Annotated in this window: 24 protein-coding genes and 1 pseudogene; 18 read left to right on the plus strand and 7 right to left on the minus strand. The window is 58.1% G+C overall.

Features of this window, described 5'->3' with window-relative positions:
* Nucleotide 1 precedes the first annotated feature (1 nt).
* The 4 genes from AX768_RS32980 to AX768_RS25265 all read left to right on the plus strand — a co-directional run bounded on the left by AX768_RS32980 (nucleotide 2) and on the right by AX768_RS25265 (nucleotide 2936).
* Nucleotides 2-169, plus strand: a complete 168-nt coding sequence (locus AX768_RS32980) for a DUF6889 family protein (RefSeq protein ID WP_155524340.1) — start codon at nucleotides 2-4, stop codon at nucleotides 167-169.
* A gap of 3 nt (nucleotides 170-172) precedes the next feature.
* Nucleotides 173-2038, plus strand: a complete 1866-nt coding sequence (locus AX768_RS25255) for a hypothetical protein (protein ID WP_062002843.1) — start codon at nucleotides 173-175, stop codon at nucleotides 2036-2038.
* Between the two features lie 83 nt (nucleotides 2039-2121).
* On the plus strand, nucleotides 2122-2625 hold the full coding sequence (locus tag AX768_RS25260) for a phage baseplate protein (RefSeq protein ID WP_197672692.1): 504 nt from the start codon (nucleotides 2122-2124) through the stop codon (nucleotides 2623-2625).
* A complete protein-coding gene (locus AX768_RS25265) occupies nucleotides 2625-2936 on the plus strand; it encodes a phage baseplate plug family protein (RefSeq protein WP_062002845.1) in 312 nt (103 codons plus the stop codon). The genes AX768_RS25260 and AX768_RS25265 overlap by 1 nt, the downstream gene beginning before the upstream one ends.
* On the opposite strand, the gene AX768_RS25270 is transcribed toward AX768_RS25265, so the two are convergent.
* Entirely contained in the window at nucleotides 2926-3612 is a 687-nt protein-coding gene (locus AX768_RS25270) for a DUF4431 domain-containing protein (RefSeq protein ID WP_062002846.1), read from the minus strand. The genes AX768_RS25265 and AX768_RS25270 overlap by 11 nt on opposite strands.
* A gap of 15 nt (nucleotides 3613-3627) precedes the next feature.
* On the opposite strand from AX768_RS25270, the gene AX768_RS25275 reads away from it, so the two are divergent.
* The 12 genes and pseudogenes from AX768_RS25275 to AX768_RS25325 all read left to right on the plus strand — a co-directional run bounded on the left by AX768_RS25275 (nucleotide 3628) and on the right by AX768_RS25325 (nucleotide 11920).
* Nucleotides 3628-4611: a phage protein gene (locus AX768_RS25275; RefSeq protein WP_062002847.1), complete on the plus strand. Its 984-nt coding sequence runs from the start codon at nucleotides 3628-3630 to the stop codon at nucleotides 4609-4611.
* A 58-nt stretch (nucleotides 4612-4669) separates the two neighbouring features.
* Complete coding sequence (locus AX768_RS25280; protein ID WP_335340492.1) at nucleotides 4670-5329, plus strand: Gp138 family membrane-puncturing spike protein; 660 nt, start codon at nucleotides 4670-4672, stop codon at nucleotides 5327-5329.
* Between the two features lie 8 nt (nucleotides 5330-5337).
* Nucleotides 5338-5691: a hypothetical protein gene (locus AX768_RS25285; protein WP_062002849.1), complete on the plus strand. Its 354-nt coding sequence runs from the start codon at nucleotides 5338-5340 to the stop codon at nucleotides 5689-5691.
* Nucleotides 5688-6869: a baseplate J/gp47 family protein gene (locus AX768_RS25290; RefSeq protein ID WP_062002850.1), complete on the plus strand. Its 1182-nt coding sequence runs from the start codon at nucleotides 5688-5690 to the stop codon at nucleotides 6867-6869. The genes AX768_RS25285 and AX768_RS25290 overlap by 4 nt, the downstream gene beginning before the upstream one ends.
* A 1-nt stretch (nucleotide 6870) precedes the next feature.
* Nucleotides 6871-7284: pseudogene (locus AX768_RS33890) on the plus strand (DUF2612 domain-containing protein); the annotation flags it as partial.
* Nucleotides 7267-8313: a phage head spike fiber domain-containing protein gene (locus tag AX768_RS34540; RefSeq protein WP_442857281.1), complete on the plus strand. Its 1047-nt coding sequence runs from the start codon at nucleotides 7267-7269 to the stop codon at nucleotides 8311-8313. The pseudogene AX768_RS33890 and the gene AX768_RS34540, both read left to right, overlap by 18 nt.
* 15 nt (nucleotides 8314-8328) lie before the next feature.
* Nucleotides 8329-9258, plus strand: coding sequence for a hypothetical protein (locus tag AX768_RS34190; RefSeq protein WP_062002851.1), 930 nt, complete (start codon nucleotides 8329-8331; stop codon nucleotides 9256-9258).
* 5 nt (nucleotides 9259-9263) lie between these two features.
* A complete protein-coding gene (locus AX768_RS34205; RefSeq protein ID WP_082779139.1) occupies nucleotides 9264-9671 on the plus strand; it encodes a tail fiber assembly protein in 408 nt (135 codons plus the stop codon).
* A 73-nt stretch (nucleotides 9672-9744) separates the two neighbouring features.
* Entirely contained in the window at nucleotides 9745-10164 is a 420-nt protein-coding gene (locus AX768_RS25310; protein ID WP_062002853.1) for a hypothetical protein, read from the plus strand.
* A complete protein-coding gene (locus AX768_RS25315; RefSeq protein WP_155524341.1) occupies nucleotides 10106-10696 on the plus strand; it encodes a hypothetical protein in 591 nt (196 codons plus the stop codon). The genes AX768_RS25310 and AX768_RS25315 overlap by 59 nt, the downstream gene beginning before the upstream one ends.
* Nucleotides 10696-11226 (plus strand): glycoside hydrolase family 19 protein, encoded by a 531-nt coding sequence (locus AX768_RS25320; protein WP_062002855.1) that lies wholly within the window; start codon nucleotides 10696-10698, stop codon nucleotides 11224-11226. Before AX768_RS25315 ends, AX768_RS25320 begins: the two co-directional genes overlap by 1 nt.
* 160 nt (nucleotides 11227-11386) lie before the next feature.
* On the plus strand, nucleotides 11387-11920 hold the full coding sequence (locus AX768_RS25325; protein ID WP_062002856.1) for a hypothetical protein: 534 nt from the start codon (nucleotides 11387-11389) through the stop codon (nucleotides 11918-11920).
* A gap of 35 nt (nucleotides 11921-11955) precedes the next feature.
* Here the strand turns inward: AX768_RS25325 and AX768_RS25330 are convergent, their stop codons facing one another.
* The 5 genes from AX768_RS25330 to kynU form a co-directional block, all read right to left on the minus strand.
* Nucleotides 11956-12204, minus strand: coding sequence for a hypothetical protein (locus AX768_RS25330; protein WP_062002857.1), 249 nt, complete (start codon nucleotides 12202-12204; stop codon nucleotides 11956-11958).
* A gap of 106 nt (nucleotides 12205-12310) precedes the next feature.
* Complete coding sequence (locus AX768_RS25335) at nucleotides 12311-13105, minus strand: MBL fold metallo-hydrolase (RefSeq protein WP_062002858.1); 795 nt, start codon at nucleotides 13103-13105, stop codon at nucleotides 12311-12313.
* 140 nt (nucleotides 13106-13245) lie between these two features.
* Entirely contained in the window at nucleotides 13246-14106 is an 861-nt protein-coding gene (locus tag AX768_RS25340) for a class I SAM-dependent methyltransferase (RefSeq protein WP_172812025.1), read from the minus strand.
* 71 nt (nucleotides 14107-14177) lie between these two features.
* Nucleotides 14178-15068 (minus strand): tryptophan 2,3-dioxygenase, encoded by an 891-nt coding sequence (gene kynA, locus AX768_RS25345; protein WP_062002859.1) that lies wholly within the window; start codon nucleotides 15066-15068, stop codon nucleotides 14178-14180.
* An 18-nt stretch (nucleotides 15069-15086) separates the two neighbouring features.
* Complete coding sequence (gene kynU / locus AX768_RS25350; protein ID WP_062002860.1) at nucleotides 15087-16337, minus strand: kynureninase; 1251 nt, start codon at nucleotides 16335-16337, stop codon at nucleotides 15087-15089.
* Nucleotides 16338-16601: 264 nt separating this feature from the next.
* On the opposite strand from kynU, the gene AX768_RS25355 reads away from it, so the two are divergent.
* Together AX768_RS25355 and msrA are read left to right on the plus strand one after the other, a co-directional pair.
* Nucleotides 16602-17861, plus strand: a complete 1260-nt coding sequence (locus tag AX768_RS25355) for an ArgE/DapE family deacylase (protein WP_062002861.1) — start codon at nucleotides 16602-16604, stop codon at nucleotides 17859-17861.
* 133 nt (nucleotides 17862-17994) lie between these two features.
* Nucleotides 17995-18735 carry a peptide-methionine (S)-S-oxide reductase MsrA gene (gene msrA / locus AX768_RS25360; protein WP_062002862.1) on the plus strand — a complete coding sequence of 247 codons (741 nt, stop codon included), beginning with the start codon at nucleotides 17995-17997 and terminating at the stop codon, nucleotides 18733-18735.
* A gap of 36 nt (nucleotides 18736-18771) precedes the next feature.
* Here msrA and AX768_RS25365 read toward each other — a convergent pair whose 3' ends face one another.
* Nucleotides 18772-20049 (minus strand): c-type cytochrome, encoded by a 1278-nt coding sequence (locus tag AX768_RS25365; protein ID WP_062002863.1) that lies wholly within the window; start codon nucleotides 20047-20049, stop codon nucleotides 18772-18774.
* Nucleotides 20050-20057: the final 8 nt, after the last annotated feature.

Raw genomic sequence — 20057 nt, forward strand, 5'->3', positions numbered from 1 at the left:
GATGGCCGAAGGTGAGGACTGGGTCATGCGGCCTTGCGTCAAGGGCATGTGCCTGTACGAGAGCATGTTGTCCGGAAAGATCGGCATGCATGACATCGCGCGGATGAACGAAGCACTGGACGTGGTCGAGGAGAATCGACAAAAAGCGCGGGCCCTCACCGAGAGATAAGACATGGCGGCAGAGACGGACATAATTCGTGAGTTTTTAGTTTCACTTGGGTTCAAGATTGATAAGGTCGGTCTCGAGTCTTTCGTCAAGGGCATCACCGCAGCGTCGGCGGCCGTATTCGCGAGCGTGACCGCGATCGAGGACAACCTCGAAAAGCTGTACTTTGCATCGCAGCGCACGAAGGCATCGGCCGAGAACATCCGTGCTTTCGGTTTCTCGATGAGCCAGATGGGTTCGTCGGCGGGCGCGGCGCTCGACACGATCGAGAACCTCGCGCGCTTCATGCGAAATAGCCCCGGCGCCAACGGCTTGATTCAAAGCCTCGGCGTACAGACGCAAGGCGCGAACGGTCAACTGCGCGACACGTCCTTGATCCTTCAGGATCTCGGCAAGCAGTTCGCCAACATGCCGTATTACCGTGCGAACGCATACGCGCAAGCGCTCGGAATCGACGAAAAGACGCTGATGGCATTGCGTCAAGGCCTCGGCGATTTCGGCGACGATTACAAGCAGATGCTCGCCGCGGCGGGTCTCGACTTGGAAGGCGCGACAAAGCGCAGCCATGAGTTCATGGTGCAGACGCGCACGCTCGGGTCGGCCTTCGTCATTCTCGGACAGAAGATTGCGGACTCGATGAGTGCGCGCCTGTCCGGCGGCATCAAGAAATTTCGCGAAGGTCTGGTCGATAACTTCGACAAGATCACGGATGTCATTGCCAAGGTCATATCTGGCGTGCTCTGGCTCGCGGATACGATCAGCACGCTTGCGCTTCGCGCGATGCAGGCGATTGGGACGATCGTCGACTGGTTTAACAGTTTCGACGATTCGACCAAGAAGGTACTGATCGGGCTCGGATTGCTTATCGGCGGGTGGAAGCTGCTCAATGCAGTATTTCTGTCGACGCCGCTCGGTCGGCTCGCACTGCTCGCGACGGCACTGCTCGCCCTCTATGACGACTATCGCGTCTGGAAGGAAGGCGGGAAATCGCTGATCGACTGGTCGATTTGGGAGAGTCAGATCGACAAGGCGATGTTCGGCCTGTCCAAGCTCGGCAATATGCTCCGCGCCCTGGGCAAGATGGCGCAGGACGCATGGCGTGGGAATTGGAGTGCGCTCCCTGCGGACTGGGAAGAGGCAAAGGCCGCGCTTGCAGCCAAGGATGTCGGCGGCGGTAACGCTCAAGCGCAGATTGACGCGTACAAGACCGATGGTGGCGTAAAGCTGTCACGAGGTGCGCAGGCGCGCGTCGACGCGGCGAATGCTTCGAACGATGAGGAATTCGGGACAATTATTGAGGTGCCCGATGCATCGCAACCGCGTGGCATCAGGAATAACAATCCCGGAAATCTGAATTTCGTCGGGCAGGAAGGCGCGACCTTGGAGGCGCATCCGAATGCGCGCTTCGCTCGATTCAGGACACCAGAAGAAGGATTGGCAGCTCTGGCATCGCAACTTCGTCGGTACGGCGAGCGCGGGCTGAATACCGCAAGTGCGATCATCAACAAGTATGCGCCAAGGTCGGAAAACAGAGATTCGTTCGATGCTTACGTTAATCGGCTTTCCAGTAGCGTGGGGGTCGGTGCTGACGGGAAAATCGATCTTTCAAACCCGGATCAGTTGAATCATGTGATGGGTGCCGTGATCCAGATGGAGAACGGTCGAAACCCGTATAGCCGCGAGCAACTGGCGGCCGCATCGGGTGTCGGGGCGGCCGGCGCGCCGGGCAGCAATCCGGTGTCGATCAGCCAGAGCACGACGATTCACGTTGCTGGCGGGTCGAATCCAGAAGCAGCTGGGCAAGCCGTTGCCGGTCAGCAGGACGGCGTCAATCAGCGACTCGTTCGCAACATGCGGAGCGCGGTGCAATGAGTCTGATCACAAATGGCATCGCTCTCGTCGGTTCGAACGTCCTTACGGCTTTGTTTCGCCAAGGGCGTTCGATTGCTGGCATCGTGCCGAATCTGGTCGTCGAAGAAACGCACGTTGATGAGTTGACCATCACAAGTCATCCGGTGGAGCGCGGCGCGGCGATCACTGACCATGCATTCAAGCGACCATCGGAAGTCACGGTTCGATACGGGTGGAGCAACAGTTCCGGCTTCTTTGACATTGGCAGCCCGAGCCCTGACGACGTGTACAAGCAATTGCTCGCGCTTCAGGAAAGCCGTGTTCCGTTTGATATGGTGACCGGCAAGCGCATGTATCAAAACATGCTGATTAAGACGCTTGCGGTAACGACTGACGCGGCGACTGAAAATTCGCTTATGGTGGTCGCAACGCTTCAGCAGATCATCATTGTTCAAACGAGTACTGTGACGTTGCAGCCTACTGATGTGCAGGCAAGTCCAGAAAAAACCGCTTCAACAGCGAACTCGGGAACGAAGCAGCCGCAAGCTGCGACGGCCAGCATTCTTTACAAATCGGTGACAAGCATCAAATCGGCGATAGGCTTTTGATGGCTACTTTCGAAATCCCTCTTTCCGGCGTGCCAGAGTCGTTTCTGATCGCTTTGTCCGGCGTGCAGTACAAACTCACCTTGCAGTGGCGAGACGCCCCACAGGGCGGGTGGGTGCTTGACATCGCCGACTCGCTTGCGAACAAGATCGTCAGTGGCATCCCCTTGACCACCGGCGCAGATTTGCTTGAGCAATACGCTTATCTAGGCATTGGCGGCGAACTGTGGGTACAGACCGACGGCGATCCGGCAGAGGTTCCGACCTTCGAAAATTTGGGCTCTACGTCGCATCTCTATTTCATTACCGATTAAATTGGAAAGACGAGTTGTTCTCTTGGCTATGCGACTCATTTTTTAGGCACTCGTCCAGCATAGCGTAAGAAGGAAATCCCCCGAATTCCGTAACGTGCTGACAGGTCGAAATACTTTGTGACGGGAGTGACGCAATCCTGAGTTTGATGGCGTCATATGCGTCTTGCTCGTTCTGCATGCACTGTTGAAACATCATCTGCGATGGATGGCCGCCGAAATTGTTGAGATGCTCACACATTTTGTCTGGATCGTAGTAAGGCATGCTGTGGTTATCAGATGTTCCTTTTGCGACCTCTAAGCGCTTTACCGTGCAAAGTATGGGTGCGAAATGATGTGCTGTTATAGCTGATGAGATGTCGGAACACAGCACCGTTGCGTGGCGACCTTTTAAGCCTTTGATTGACTGATAGCTTGATGAGTCTGTAACAACTAGCTGAACCACACGAGTTTTTTCAGGTTGCTGGTCTGGAACCGCACCATCGGAGACTGTGATCAAATCAGCGTCTAACCGAAGGGCAAGGAATTTTGTTGGCACTTCCTTTCCATACATGATGTCAGTAGCAGGAAGAATAGCGACTGTCCCATTTAATGTAACCGGGCCGTCGTATGTGACCTGTTGTTGCGCGATGGCATTTGCGCACAAAAGCGCAAAAAATATTGAGATAGTGGTTTTCATTGGTGTTCTCCTCTAATGGTTCAGCAATATATCCGGAAAGTTAGCCTGCTAGTTGGATCAGATACTGGCGAAGGATTAGACCTGTCGGAATTGCACCTGAATTTCGCGGTATGGAGCTCGACTGCGCAGACGTTGCGGCACGCACGCATTCGTATTTACAACGCAAGCGATGAAACTGTTCAACGTATCCAGACCGAGTTCACGCGCGTGATACTCCAAGCCGGGTATGACGGCAATTTTGGCCTGATCTTTAGCGGGACGGTGGCTCAATACTCCCGCGGCCGAGAAAGCGCCACCGACACGTATCTGGACATCGTCGCTCAGGATTCAGACCAGGCGTACAACTATGCGGTGATGAATGTCACGCTCGCGAAGGGCTGGACCTACGACGACTACTACAAGTCGCTGCTCGACACGTTTGCGCCTTATGGAGTGACGGCAGGGTATCGTGCGGACTTCCCGAAGACAGTGTTCCCGCGTGGCAAGCCATTTTTCGGCATGGCGCGCGAGTACATGCGCGAGTTCGCCGCAGCGACTGGAATGCGTTGGTACATTCAGGACGGATTGCTTAACGTTATCCCGCTGAGCGGTTATCTGCCTAACGAAGCCATTGTGCTGAGCGCCGACACCGGAATGATCGGTATCCCGGTGCAGACGCTAGACGGCGTTATCGTACGCTGCTTGATGAACTCAAACATCATCACCGGCGGCCGAGTGCAGATCGACAATGCGAGCATCACACAAACCACGATATTGGCTGGGAAGAACTCGGACGGATCGCCAAATTCAGGCGGCCCGAAAACGACGAATCCTGATGACTACAACATCCCGAGCCTTAGCAACGATGGGCTGTATGTGGTTTATTCATTGACACATGCTGGCGATACGCGCGGCAACGCGTGGGAAACACAGATCATTTGCTTCAACCCGAGCAACGCTCCTAAAACGACTACCTTTACAAACGCGGTGATTGATGGACAACCGGCAACGAATCAGTGACCCAGAGGAGGCGCTTCGTGTCGCTATGCATGGCATGAGTACGGGTCTATGGACATCAATGCCAGGAATCGTCGAGTCTTTCGACCCATCGACCTTAGCGGCGACAGTCCAGATCGCAATCAAGGGAGTGGTGACCGGGCCGGATGGTACTGCTCAATTTGTGAATATGCCGTTACTTGTCGATGTGCCGGTCCATTTTCCGCGTGGTGGCAATTGCACTTTGACGTTTCCCGTCAGCAAGGGCGATGAATGCCTGGTTGTTTTCGCGGCGCGTTCGATACATTCGTGGTGGCAATCGGGCGGCGTTCAGATTCCGATGGAACCCGTGCGGCATGACCTGAGCGATGGATTCGCCTTCGTCGGGTTCTTCTCGCAGGCGACGAAGATTGGCGGAATCAGCACCGCGAGTACACAGTTGCGCAGCAATGACGGCTCGACGTCCATTGATCTAAACCCGGCGACGCAGCGAGTGACAATCACCGCTCCAGGCGGGTTTTATGTGAATGCGCCGGCATCGAACTTCAGTGGTGCTGTGATCATTCAAGGATTGCTCTCATGGCTCGCGGGCATGACCGGCAGCATCGTAAGCGGCGTAGCGTCGAGTATCAGCGGCGCGGTCAACTTCTTTGGCACGATCACTTCGAACGGTCACGCGATCGACGACAGCCATAAGCACATCAACTCGGGCGGTTCGGGCCTGGGTGGAACACCACAGTGAGATAAGAAATGCGTTACCGCAAGATGGACGCGAACGGCGATTATGTCTTCGGCAACCAGCAGAACGATTTTTACCGCGATGTGCCGGAGGCTCCATCTCAGGCAGTTAAGACCCGACTAGCTCTTTTTAGTGGAGAGTGGTTCCTCGATACGACCGACGGCACCCCATGGCGCACTGAAGTGCTCGGAAAGTACACGAAGGACACGTATGACGTCGTCATCAAGGATCGAATTCTCGGCACGCCCGGCGTGACATCGATAGACAGTTACACCAGCGTTTTCGACGGCGACTCACGGGCTCTCTCGGTCGCCGCCACAATCACCACGCAGTTCGGCCAGCAGGTAGTCGAAACGACGCTATGACCATCACGACAACCGCTCCGACTATCGATGCGACGGGCATCACCGCACCTTCCTATGCTGACGTGTTGTCTTTTTTGAAAGCGCAATATCAAAGCATCTATGGTTCAGATATTTATCTGGAATCAGACTCGCAGGATGGTCAGTTCCTCGCGATCATCGCAAGCGCGATCAACGACGCGAACGCTGTGGCCATCTCGGTCTACAACGCGTTCTCGCCAGCGACCGCTCAGGGCGCAAATCTGTCCAGCGTCGTGAAGATAAACGGCATCGCGCGCGCCGTTTCCAGTTTCTCGACTGTAGACCTGACGATCGTCGGACAAGTCGGCATTCCGATTGCGAACGGCGTTGTGCAGGACACGAATCAGGTGAAGTGGGATTTGCCCGCGTCGGTCACGATTCCGCCGGCCGGCACTATCGTCGTCACCGCGACTTGCGAGACACCCGGCGCAATTGCCGCGGTCGCAGGGTCGGTTAATCAGATTTCTACGCCGACGCGCGGATGGCAGACGGTCACGAACGTTAGTGCGGCTGCTCTCGGCAACCCGGTAGAGCTTGACCCTGCTTTGCGCCAGCGTCAGACTGTTTCGACAGCTATCCCGTCCCTGACTGTGCTTGACGGCATCAACGGCGCGGTTGCGAACGTTGCTGGCGTCACGCGGCTCACGCCTTACGAGAACGACACCGGTAGCACGGACGCAAACGGAATTCCGGCGCACACGATCTCGCTTGTCGTCGAGGGTGGTGATGCAACCGCTATCGCAACGGCTATCGCCACGAAGAAGACGCCAGGCGGCGGCACGTATGGCACGACGACGGTAACAGTTACCGATGTCTATGGTATTCCGCACCCGATCAATTTCTTCCGGCCGACGCAGCAGACGGTGACCGTCGCCATTGCGATGAAGGCGCTCACCGGCTACACGTCGGCAACCGGCGTGCTCGTGCAAAACGCTGTCGCTGCCTACATCAATGCGGTGGCGCTCGGCGGTGGTCCGGCGAAGGCTGTTGAGTGGGATTCTTGTATCACGGCTGCAAAAAGTGTGGCGGGCGGCAATACGTTCAAGATCACGTCCCTCACGCTGACCGGGCCAGGCGGAGCAGGTGCGCCAGACGTACCCCTAGCATTCAATCAATCGGCAGTCGCAACCGCGGCAGGCGTCACACTCACGGTCTCCTGATATGGCGGCAATCTCCGATTACACGGGTCTCGTTACGTCAGAGCACAGCGACAAGCCTCGGTTTATGGCTACGCTCTCGGCGGTCGCGCAGTGCTTTGTCGATCTGCAGAATGGGCTTGTTGCGATACCTAGTGAATACGATTTAGATAACGCTGTCGGCGTGCAACTCGATGCTGTTGGCCTATGGGTCGGCATCAGTCGGAATGTCAACACGCCGCTAGCCGGGGTGTACTTCTCGCTCGACACTGCTGGACTCGGGTTCGATCAGGGCGTATGGCAGGGACCGTTTGATCCAACAAGCGGCGTCACGTCACTCGACGATGATACCTATCGACTCCTGCTGCGCGCGAAGATCGGCGCGAATCACTGGGACGGAACATTGGGAACGTCCGCAGCGATCCTCAACGCTATATTTGGTGGATCAGCTTCATCGGCGCCGCCGGTAACGATCACGGCAACAAATGAGCCGTTTGGGACGGGAAACGGTTCAGCAACGCAGTTTCAGTTGTCGTATCAAGGCACGGCGCTCTTCACATTCACCGACGCGACAATCTATCGAAACGATTGGCAAGGAAATCAGAAGCTTGTTACGACGCCACGAACGAACAATTCGGCATCGATCAATAACTTCTCTGCCTACCTCGGCACGACCATCACGCCTAACGCAGGGACAGCACCGGACGGAAGCAACACAGCAGCCCTGATCTCGTACCAGTCCGGCGCCGGCGGCAACCTGTATCAGTTGCTGAACAACGCGGTAGGGCTGCAAACGTATTCGATTTATGCGAAAGCGGGAACGGTAGGCGCGCAGTTCACCGTCGGCAACGACAAGTTCGCGACGCCCGCGCTGGTTACGTTCAATCTCTTTACGGGTGTCGTAGTCAGCAGCTCCGGAGGGGCAACCGGCTCGATTCTTCCGATGGGCAACGGCTGGTATCGCTGCTCAGTGACGTTCACTGAGCCGTCGGGAATGGCGAGCGACTCGTTTGTCACCTTGCCCCAGGACAGGCCAGGAACGATCTATCAGTGGGGCGCACAAGCGGAAGTTGGGTCAGTCGCAACGCCTTACATCACGACGACATCCGCGCCCGTGACGATCACGGACTATTCGATCTCGTCGGCCGCGTTGGTGACGTTGGCGGTTGCCCCGGTCGCTGGCGCGGTAATGAACTGGACCGGTCACAGCACGGCCTATCCGACAGGCACCTACGTCTTCATCGTCGATAACGGCGATATGACGATTGACTATGGTATTGCAGGCACGTTGCCAAGCGCGGTGTTCCTTGCGCTGCTGCGCGGCGGGTATATCCCGTTGAAGCCGGAAGCGGTGCACATCAATGGCTACTACACGCCGTCAGTCACGAACACGCCGCTGTTTGGCTTCGACACTGAAAATTTTTACATTTCTGGATTCGATGTCGGCTCGTGGGCCGTCTCAGCCTGATCAATTGGAGCATCAATGGCAACGAATGACTTTCTTCCGTTCGCGGTAGGCAGTGGGGCGAACGTATCCGCACAATCGGATTATGCGGCGCTTCCGGCAATCGCTGCTGGATACTCCGCGGGCATTGCGAAATCGGCGCAGATCAATAAGACGATGCGTCAGTCTTCGATTATGGCGGCCGTGCTTGCGCAGTTCATTGCGAACCAGACTGGCGCAAATTCGGTCGATGACGGCACGACGGCGACGCTTCTGGCGAACCTACTGGTTGCGGTCAAGTCGGTAAAGGGTATTGCTCGGTTCACGTCTACCGGATCGTTCGTCGCGCCAAGCACCGGAACATATTATTTTTCCGGGTGCGGTGGGGGTGGCAGTGGCGGCGGCGGCGGGAGTAACAATTCAGCGGGCACGGCGGGCACATGCGGAGGCGGCGGCGGGGCTGGTTTTCCTGCCATTCGTCAACCCGTTACGCTTACAGCTGGCGTTACATATACGGTCACCATCGGCGCGGGCGGGACTGCCGTCGCGGGTGCCGGTCAAGGCGTTACGCCTGCATCGCCCGGAGTTGGTGGCGGGGCAACGACTTTAAGTGGAAGTGGTTTAACCACCATCACATTAGGCGGTGGCAGCGGCGGGCAGGGTGGCGCGCAAGGCGCGTCCGGAAATATCGGTGGCTCTACGGGTGGTGTAGGGTTTCCTAATGGCGGAACTGCGCCTGATGGTGGTGCGCAAACATCTGCGTACTCGGCAATTGGCGGCGATGGCGGCAGCGGCCCATTTGGTGGCGAAGGGCACGGGGGGCGTGCGGGCGCTGGTGGAGGTGTAGTGGCATCGGCGGCAAACGGTTTTGGTGTGGGCGGCGGCGGCGGCGGTTCTGCGTATAGCATCGGCGGCGGAGGCGGCGCGTCATCGGCTGGAATGCCCGGTTTTGCAATGCTGGAATGGTGATAAAAATGACATATGCATTGATTGAAAACGGGATCGTCATCAACGTGGTTGTTTGGGACGGTAACCTAGCAACATGGACCCCGCCTGATGGGCAAACGGCAATTGAGGTCAAAGACGGGGATGTTCCGCACATCGGACTTGGCTATGCCGACGGCGTCTATGAGCAACCGCCTCTTCCAGAGACGATTCCTCCGACACCAGCCGAAATCCTTTCGAGCAACACTAGTACTCGCGATACGCTTCTTTCGCAAGCGACCAGTGCGATCGCTCCACTTCAAGACGCAGTTGACCTTGACATGGCAACCGACGCAGACACCGCAGCGTTAAAAGCATGGAAGACATATCGCGTGCTCGTGAATCGGGTCGATCTGGCCCAAGCTTATCCGGCTTGGCCGACAGCGCCCTCGGCGTAAAAGACAGCAGCAGCACGAGCCCGCTACGGCGGGCTTTTTTTATGCCCGGATGACCGGCAAACGAGGGCCTCAGATGTCGGATTTTTGGAACGAGGGCGTGAAGTCAATCGTGACCGCTCTCGGGAGCGTTGGCACGTTCTGGGTCGGCGGCCGCATGTGGCGGCAGATCGACCGGAAGCGCCAGGCTGAGAGTGAGGGCGATGCCCGGATTACTAAGGCCGACTCCGCAGGACAGGTGGAGGCTATTGCCCGGTTTGAACGCCTAGCAACGCTGGCTGAAGAGCGCGCGGGCCGCGCCGAAGCGCGCGAGCTGCTAGCGGTGCAACGGGCTGACCGGGCCGAAGAATTGATGCGTGCCGCCGAGATTCGATCAGACGAAGCGGGTCGGCGGGCACAGCGCGCGGAATCAGAGGTACTCGAATTGAAAAACCGAATTGATCGACTGGAAGCGACAGTCGGAAACCGGAGGGCAGCAGATGCAAAAGGTAACTGATTGGCGATGGTGGGTCGTTGGAGTCTGCGTGGTTGGCGGACTCGCCGGCGTTCTCTCAGCGGGATATTTCCTTGGTCAATGGTCGGCGCGCGATAGCGTCGAACAAGCCAACACTGAGCGCAAAGCAATGACGGCTCGAATCCCTGTGATCCGCAAGGAGGAATACGCCGCTGGCGTCGCCTCGTCCGAAACAAAGATTGCCAGTTTGCAAAAGCAGATCGACGATGCGGGCGACATCAAGGCAATGGTGCAAGACGCACACGAGATCGTCGCTTACACACTTCGTTTCCTTGGGAAGCGGGCAGAGATTACGGACGCGCGCAATGCTGCGCTCCTGAAGCAATCCAGGACTGCTGCAGCCGCGGCAGTCGAGGCGAAGCAATCGCTCGATAAGGTCGACAAGAAACTGACCGAGCAAGCCGTGAAGGTCGATGCGGCCGCAAGCGCCGTGCAGAACGTCGAGAAGAAACTTGCACCACCGCCTCCGCCCGCACAACCAAGCAAGGGTTGGTTTGGCTTTGGAGGCCACTGATGGACACTCTGACTTTCCAGAAAGCGACGGCGCTTTCTTCATCGACGGCCAGCAAGTGGTGCCCTGTTGTTTCCGCCTCGATGGCGCTCTATGCGATCGACTCGCCCGCGCGCGTTGCTGCGTTCTTGGCGCAGGTCGGTCACGAGTCGGGCAGCTTTGTCTTCACGAAAGAACTGTGGGGGCCGACACCCGCGCAATCCAAGTATGAAGGCCGTCTTGACCTCGGCAACACGCAGCCAGGCGATGGAAGTAAGTACCGTGGGCGAGGGCTGATCCAAATCACCGGGCGCGCCAATTACAAGGCCGTGAGTGACTCGCTTGGGATTGACTTCGTGTTGTCGCCTGAGTTGCTTGAACTGCCGAGCGGTGCGGCGCAATCAGCGGCGTGGTTCTGGAATAGCCACAACTTGAATCAATACGCGGACTCGGGCGATTTCCAAACTTTGACGAAGCGGATAAATGGTGGCCTCAACGGGCTTGATGATCGTTTGAAACGATGGGAAACGGCGAAGATCGCCTTGGGGGTTTGATATGTCTACGTGGGGCGACGTGGCTTCTGCCATCGCAAAATCAGCACCGATTCTAGGGAATCTCCTTCCAGGTGTCGGCACAGTCGCAGGGCTCGGTGTTGGAGCCGTAGCATCGATTGTTGCATCAGCTTTGGGAACTTCGCCTGACCCTGATTCGATCATGTCGGCGTTGAAGAACGATCCCGATGCGCTTGCCAAGGTACGCACGGCAGAGCTCGACAATCAGACGCAACTCGCGCAGATTGCCATGCAGCGTGAGCAGAACTCACTTGCTGCACAAACAGCGCAATATCAGGCGGATGCATCCGACCGCCAAAGCGCTCGAACGCTTGCTGAGTCTGACAAGGATCACACTGCACGAAACCTTGCCTACCTCTACACGCTGGCTCTGTTCGGGGTAATCGCCGCGCACCTGGTGATTATCGTACGCGGCGTCGCCGTAGATGCGATTGCAATGTCGTTGATTTCGACGCTAGAAGGTGTGTTGATCTCGATGGTGCTCGGCTCGAAGGAGTTCTATTTCGGGTCGTCAAGCAGTGCGGTCAAACAACAGGCGGCGATCACTGAGTTTGCAACGGCGCCGGGGGCTGTCACGTCGCCGGTTGGATCGACGACCACGGTTCAGACGCCAACCGATTCCCAACAGACTGTGACCGTCGGACCCGCGCAAGGCGACATCTATCGCGGAAGCTAAAGTTCGGCGGCGAGTAAGAGTTGCCGTTATCGCTATTACGATAACGGCAATTTCAGTATCTTCCTGCACCGCGCATCATCCTCAGCCTTCAGCTTCCCCGCATCCGTCGAGTACCGGTACCACCGCTCGTAAATCTGCAGCGCGGTCCCGCGGATACCCTCGGCCACCGCTTCATCATCCTGCTCGCCAGCAAGGTCCATGTACGCCTGCAGCTTCTCGGCGAGGCCGCGCGTCGCCTTGTCGTAGTCGTAGGGCTTGGGTGTCCAGTAGTCGTGAAATGGCATGTTCAAAACCGGTCTGTAAGTCACTGATTCTATTACGACGTATCCCGATGTTTTGCGATGTTTTTAAAGTGTCTTAAATCGCCCTTAAATCCTTACTCATCAAGGCTTACGACGATTTAGAAGAAACGTGCTGCGGACGCATGAACCACTCGGGCGCATAAGCGCCAATCGGAATCAGCGATAGATCAAAGCTGCCAAACCGATTGCCGATATCCTTGAAGTCCGGCGAGTATCCGGTGTCGCCGGCGAAATAAAACGAGAACGGATGCGCGTTGCCTTCGGGCGCTTTGACGACCCAGCCGCCCCAAAGGGTTTTTTGCCGGTCGCCGATGCCGCGAGCCGACCAGTGCCGGCTCGGAACGAAAAATACTTCGAGTCCTGATGCGTGCGTCTCGTTCCACCAGTCGAGTTCCTGCACGTTGTCGATGCCCTTGTCGTGCATCCATGACTTGATGCCCATTGGCACGAGGAACAGCGGCGGGCCGCCTGCCTGTTTGTTCAATTGCTCGACGCTCGCGGTATCGAGGTGATCGTAATGATTGTGCGAGATCAGGACGATATCGATATGCGGCAGATCAGCCAGCGCAAGTCCCGGCGGCACCTTGCGTTCCGGACCGATGAACTGGAACGGCGATGCGCGCTTTGAAAACATGGGATCGGTGATGATGTTCACGCCGTTCATCTGCAATAGTGCGGTCGCATGGCCAATCCACGTGAGCGTGGTCTCGGTCCGGTTAGCCTTGATCCAGGCAACATCCGGGTGATCCACGGGGAAGTGATAGCCATTTGCCGGCGGTTTTGGCAAGCCATTGACGAGGCGCTCCCATTGCCATTTCAAAAGCGATGCGCGTGGCAGTGGCGAGTAATTGTTCTCGTAACCGTCAGCCGTGTGATGAGCCATGCTGGTGCCTTGAGGTTCAGCGGACTGGGTGTTAGCCGTACAGCCCGCTATCGACAAAACCGCTCCGAGCGCAAGCAACCCTCGCCTTACGCGGGCAGGCGACGTCCATGTGATGACGTGGGTCATGAGCGGGCGGTGGCTCAGGGTTTGACGAAGCGCAGCGTCATGCGATCCGATTCGCCGATCGCCGCAAAGCGTGCACGATCCACATCGCCGCCGCGATATGTCGGTGGCAGTGACCAGACGCCGTTCGGGTAATCCTTCGTATCGCGGGGATTGTCGTTGATCGCGCTGCTTGCGACGAGCTTGAAACCGGCGGCTTGCGCATGCTGGATCACGTAGGCTTCGGTGAGGTAACCCGTATCGATCATCTGTTGCAGCGGGGTTCCCGGCTTGGCGCGATGCTCTTCCACACCAAGCACGCCCCCGGGTTTCAGCACTGAATAGAAAGCGCGCATGTTCGCGTCGATCTGGCCGTCTTCTATCCAGTTGTGGATATTGCGAAAGGTCAGCACGCGATCGACCTGCAACCCCGCAGGCAAGCCGACGAACTGTCCAGACTGCAACGTGCCGAACGGAACTCGGCCGTATATCGCCGGGTTCGATGCAAGCTTTTGTTCGAACGCGGCATTGTTGCGGGCTTCGGCTTCAGGCAACGAGCCCGCGCCAACGTATTCGGCCTCGTACAAGGTGCCGCGATCCTTCAGATTAGGCCCGAGGATGTCCGTGTACCAGCCGCCGCCCGGGGCGATCTCCAGCACGCTTTGCGTTGGCGCAACCCCGAAGAACTCGAGGGTCTCTTTAGGGTGCCGGTAGACATCGCGGGCTTGCGCTTTCTGGCCGCGGTGAGGCGCGGCGATGGCGGTATCGAGCGATGGGGAGGTCGATGTTGACGACGAGGCGCCGGGCATCGCGCAGGACGCCAACAGCCATGCTGCGGGCAGCGCGAGCAACAGGCGCCGGACGTTGGAGGGCGGTGGGAGTGTTTTCATGCGGGTCATTATCGGGGAAAGTCGGCGAACGCGCTGCGCGTGCCGGAACCGTCAATCGCCGCTCGGAATTTCGTGCGATCCTAAAGCAGGGTCCTGACGTGCCAAAGCTCCGGAAACAGAACCACGTCGAGCATCTTGCGCAAATAAGGTGCGCCGCTCGTGCCGCCCGTGCCTTGCTTGAAACCGATGATTCGCTCGACCGTGGTCACATGCCGGAAGCGCCATTGCCGGAAAGAATCTTCGAGATCGACCAGTTCTTCGGCCATCTCGTAGAGTTCCCAATGCTCACTCGGATTGCGATAGATCTCGAGCCATGCAGCTTCGACGCTCGCGTCGTGCGTGGTCGCCTGGGTCCAGTCGCGTTCAAGCCGTTCGGGCGCAATTGGAAAGCCACGGCGTGCAAGCAAGCGGATGACTTCATCGTAGAAAGAGGGCGCATCGAGCGTCGCTTTCACTTCTGCAAATATCTCCGGCCTGTGCGCATGGGGCTTGAGCATCTGCGCGTTCTTGTTGCCGAGGAGGAACTCGATTTGCCGGTACTGATGCGACTGGAATCCCGACGATGCCCCCAGGTAAGGCCGCATGGCGGTGTATTCAGATGGCGTCATGGTCGCGAGCACGCTCCACGCCTGCACGAGCTGATCGAGTATTCGCGATACCCGCGCGAGCATCTTGAACGCCGGAGGAAGTTCATCGCGGCGCACGGCGGCAAGCGCCGCATGCAATTCATACAGCGCGAGCTTCATCCAGAGCTCGCTCGTCTGATGCTGCACGATGAACAACATCTCGTTGTGATCCGGCGACAACGGATGTTGTGCCGAGAGCAACGTGCCAAGCGACAGATAATCGCCGTAGCTCATGGACTGCGCGAAGTCGAGCTGGGCGTCGTGCCAACCTTCTGTCTTTTCAGCAGTGGCGCCATGGCCCATCGGGCAAGCGCCGTTGGTATTGTTTTCGTTTGTCTGGGTCATCGCGCGTTCTCCTCGTGCTCAGGTTACCGCGCCGCGTTCCGCGTATTCGGATGCGCGCCAGGCCTCGGTTTCAAGCACATCGCGCAAGGTCTCCACGGCGTCCCACACATCGACGTATTGCGTATAGAGAGGCGTAAATCCGAAACGCAAGATGCGCGGCTCGCGATAATCGCCGATTACATTCCGCGCAATCAACGCCTGCATGACTTCATAACCGTGCGGATGTTCGAAGCTCGCCTGCGATCCGCGCTCGGCATGCGTGCGCGGCGTCACGAGCGTCAACGGAAACTTGCTGCACCGCGTCTCGACGAGATCGATAAACAGATCGCTTAGCGCGAGCGACTTGCGGCGCAGCGCGGCCATGCTGGTTTGCGCGAAGACGTCGAGGCCGCATTCGACGAGTCCCATTGAAATGATGGGTTGCGTGCCGCACAGGAAGCGGCCGATGCCATTATCCGGCCGGTATTCGGGAACCATATCGAACGGTTTCCTGTGGCCCCACCATCCGGAAAGCGGCTGTGAGAACGCATCCTGGAGACGCTTTGGCACCCAGATGAAGCCGGGCGATCCGGGGCCGCCGTTCAGGTATTTATAGGTGCAGCCGACTGCATAATCCGCGTTCGCACCGTTCAGGTCGACCGGAACGGCGCCTGCCGAATGCGCGAGATCCCAGACGGCGAGCGCGCCTTTGTCTTGAATGATGCGCGTGAGCGCGGCCATGTCGTGCATGGCGCCGGTGCGATAGTTCACGTGCGTGATCATTGCTAGGGCAGTGTTTTCATCGATGGCGCCGGGTATTTCCGACGCATGATCGACCAGTCGCAATTCGTAACCGCGATCCAGTTGTTCGATCAAACCCTGCGCAATGTAGAGATCCGTAGGGAAATTCGAGCGTTCCGAAACGATCACGCGACGCATGGGATCGCGCTCGTTTGCCACGCGCAAAGCAGCCGAGAGCACCTTGAAGAGATTGCTGGAAATGGTGTCGGTCACGACCACTTCGTCTTGCGCAGCGCCGATCAGCGGCGCAAGTTGGTTGCCAAGTCGCTTGGGTAAAGCGAACCATCCTGCCGTATTCCACGAGCGGATCAGGCCGTCACCCCATTCATTCGCGATGATTTCCGCTGCGCGTGAAGCGGCGGCCTTAGGCGGCACGCCGAGCGAATTGCCGTCCAGGTAGATCACGCCGTCATGCAGCGCGAATTGTTCGCGCAAGGCGGCTAGCGGGTCGTTATGGTCCAGTGCTGCGGCGTCGTCTCGGTGGTTCATTGAAGTGCTCATTGAATCTGTTGAAAGTGAGGTCAAGCTTAGCCGAGAAACGCCTTTAAATGATTGCAAAAGGAGCGCGGCCTTAGCGTGGCCCCGCAACAATGTTCGATTTAATTGGTTGCTAAAGGAGAGTTATTCAACGCGGTCCGTTATGTGCGGAATTTGCCTGTGGCTAGCAAGTCGCGCTTCGAGTCCGCTAAGCTGGTGGTTATAGCTCCAGATCGCTTTGGGCTTGCAGCCCTTACCCGACACTCATTCGCACATATGACCCATTCCGCCCTTGCCGCAACCTTGATGGCCCGCGTCGACAGCCAGTTCGACCTGGAAGTCGCGTTCCTTTCCGCGCTCGTGCAAAAACCATCGGACAATCCGCCGGGCGACTGCGCGGACCACGCCGAGATGGCCGCGAAATGGCTCGAGCAGATGGGCTTCAAGGTCGAGCGCCACGCAGTTCCCGCAAACGACGTCCACCGCGCCGGCATGATCAGCGCAACGAACCTCGTGATTCGTCATCGCTTCGGCGCGGGACCTGTGATTGCGCTCAACGCGCATGGCGATGTCGTCCCGCCGGGCGATGGCTGGACCGCCGAGCCTTATGGAGCCGAGATCCGCGATGGCTTCATGTACGGGCGTGGTGCGGCGGTATCGAAGTCGGATTTTGCGACTTATGCGTTCGCGCTGAAAGCGTTGATCGACAGCGGCGCGGCGCTGGCAGGCACCATCGAGCTGCATCTGACTTACGACGAGGAAACCGGCGGCCTGATAGGACCCGGATGGCTTCTGAAGCAGGGCATAGTCAAGCCGGATTACGCGATTTGCGCCGGCTTTTCATACGCGATCACGACAGCACACAATGGGGCAATCCACCTCGAAGTCACCGTGCGCGGCAAGTCGGCGCACGCCGCACGTCCTGATACGGGGCATGACGCGCTGGAAGCCGCGACGGCGGTGCTCAATGCGCTGTATGCACATCGCGCGCAATTGCGTGATATCCGCTCGAATACGCCGGGCATCGAACATCCGACGCTGGTAGTCGGCCTGATCAAGGGCGGGATCAATACGAACGTAGTGCCCGACAAAGTCACACTTCGGCTTGATCGCCGCGTAGTTCCCGAAGAAAATACGCAAGACGTGCTGCGCGAGCTCAAGTCAGTGATCCTGGCCTCGGCGAAAGCTTTGCCGGGGATCGACGTGGATATCGAGGAAGTGCTCGTCACTTCTCCGCTGCGTTCACTCGTTGGCGCCGAGCGCCTGTCGCAAGCTCTGCAACGCGCGGCCCGCGTTACATTGCAGCGCGACATTCCAACCGAAGGCGTTCCCCTTTACACCGATGCCCGCCTGTATTGCGAGGCAGGCGTGCCGACCGTTATCTACGGCGCGGGGCCGCGCACGCTGCTCGACGCGAATGGACATCGCGCGGATGAACGGGTGGCGCTCGACGACTTGAAGATTGCGACCAAAACCATTGCAATCGCGCTCGGCGATCTGCTCTACCCGGGCCAAGAGTCGCTTTCATCCAATTGACCCTTCTCTGACCTCTTGATTACATCTTTGTCATCAAGCATTTATCGTCTGCCGGTCGCGCTAACATGATGCGAAAGGTGCCTTGCGCGCGGCTTGCGCCGTTCGCAAAGCGCCCCAAACCCGGAGGCTCACCATGAATGTCCCAAAGCAAAAAACCTTGGCCGCCCTGCGCTCGCGCGGTGCTGGCTTGCTAAGCGCAATCAGCCTGGGCGCGACCGTCCTGTTCCTTTCGATGCACGTTGCGCATTCTTCTGAAGCAGCGGTCGTGTTGGCGCCTCCCGCAGTCGATGAACCCGTGGGCGCCACGCATCAGGAAACCGCCGTCTTGGCTGGCGGCTGCTTTTGGGGCGTGCAGGGCGTGTTCCAGCACGTCAATGGTGTGACGAAAGTAGTTTCCGGGTACGCGGGCGGTCAGGCAAGTACTGCGCAGTATGAGACCGTAAGCGGCGGCCAGACCGGTCATGCTGAGTCGGTGCAGATCACTTACGATCCAACCAAAGTCACATACGGCCAGTTGCTGCAGATCTATTTCTCGGTTGCGCACGATCCGACCGAACTCAATCGGCAAGGCCCGGATAGCGGCACGCAATATCGTTCGGCGATCTTTCCGGCCAACGACATGCAAAAGCAGGTGGCGCAAAGCTATATCGCGCAATTAAACAAAGCGCATGTATTTCCAGCGCCGATCGTGACGCGAACGGACGCGCTCAAGGGCTTTTATCCGGCCGAGTCTTACCATCAGAATTACCTGACGCTGCACCCGGATGCGCCTTACATTGCGATCAACGATCTGCCCAAGGTCGAAAATCTCAAGCGTCTGTATCCTACGTATTATCGGAACCAGCCAGTGTTGTTGAAGGTGGCATCGGAATAAGAAAATGGCGGCGGATAGTTCATCCGCCGCCATTTTTTACTGCGCAGCTTGCGTCGATTTTCTCAGCTTCGCAACATCAGCCGGTGCAACGGCAGGCGCGCCGTTGTTCCAGCCCGCGCGAATGAAGGTCAGCACATCGGCGATTTGCTGATCGCTCAGGACCGGTGCGTACCTGGGCATTGGGTACGCGGCCGGAATGCCCTGGATCACGAGATCCTGCGTGCCGTTCAGCGTGACGTTGATCAACGACGAAGCATCCTTCTCCATCAGGTTCGAATTACCCGCAAGTGGTGCAAGCAGCGGGGCGAACGCCTTGCCGTCCACGCCATGACAATGCATGCAGTAGGCGGTGTAGACCTTCGCGCCGGCATCGTTGGCGGGATGCGCGAGCAGCGCCGTGGTCGCCTTCGCATCGTATGCGTAAGCGGTCGCGTTGGTGCCACCCGCTGGCGGCAACGACTTCAGGTAGGTGGACATGGCGGCCAGATCCTGATCGTTCATGCCTTGCGTGCTGTGATTGATCACGTCGGTCATGGACCCGAACGCCGTTGCATGCGCGTTCGCTCCGGTCTTCAGGAACTGGGTCAGGTCCGCATCCGACCAGCGCCCCAGACCGACGTTATGCTCGCCAGTCAGGTTCGATGCAAACCAGCCGTCCAGCACGCCGCCCGTAAGCCATGCGCCACCGCTTTCATCGAGCGCCTTCTCCTGGAACGCAATACCGCGAGGCGTATGGCATGAGCCGCAATGCCCGAGTCCCTGGATCAGGTACGCACCGCGATTCCACGCAACGTCTTTCCCGTCCTTGTCGCGATAAACGCCTTTATCGAGGAACACCATGTTCCAGAATTTGAGCGGCCAGCGCATGTTGAGCGGGAACGGAATATCCGGCGCACGATTTGCCTGGTTGACGGGCGCCACGCCCTTCATGAAGTAGGCGTAGAGCGCCTTGACGTCGTCATCGCGAACCTTGGTGTAGGACGGATAGGGCATCGCCGGATAAAGATTGTGTCCGTCCTTCGATACCCCCTGACGCACCGCCTTGTCGAAATCCTCCTCGGTCCAGTTGCCTATGCCCGTCTGCGGGTCCGGTGTGATGTTGGTCGTGTAGATCTTCCCCATGGGCGTGGTCATGGGCAGGCCGCCGGCGAACGGTTTGCCCTTGGGCGCGGAATGGCAAGCCACGCAATCGCCGGCTTTCGCGAGATACGCACCACGGGCGACAAGCGGGTCGTCTGTCGGCGCAGCAGCATGCGCAAGCATGGGCAAGCTGAAGGTGAGGGCGATCGCAGAAACGAGTTGTTTGATCATCATGTGTGCCC

The sequence above is a fragment of the Burkholderia sp. PAMC 28687 genome (assembly GCF_001577465.1).
In the GTDB taxonomy this organism is placed as follows: Bacteria; Pseudomonadota; Gammaproteobacteria; order Burkholderiales; family Burkholderiaceae; genus Caballeronia.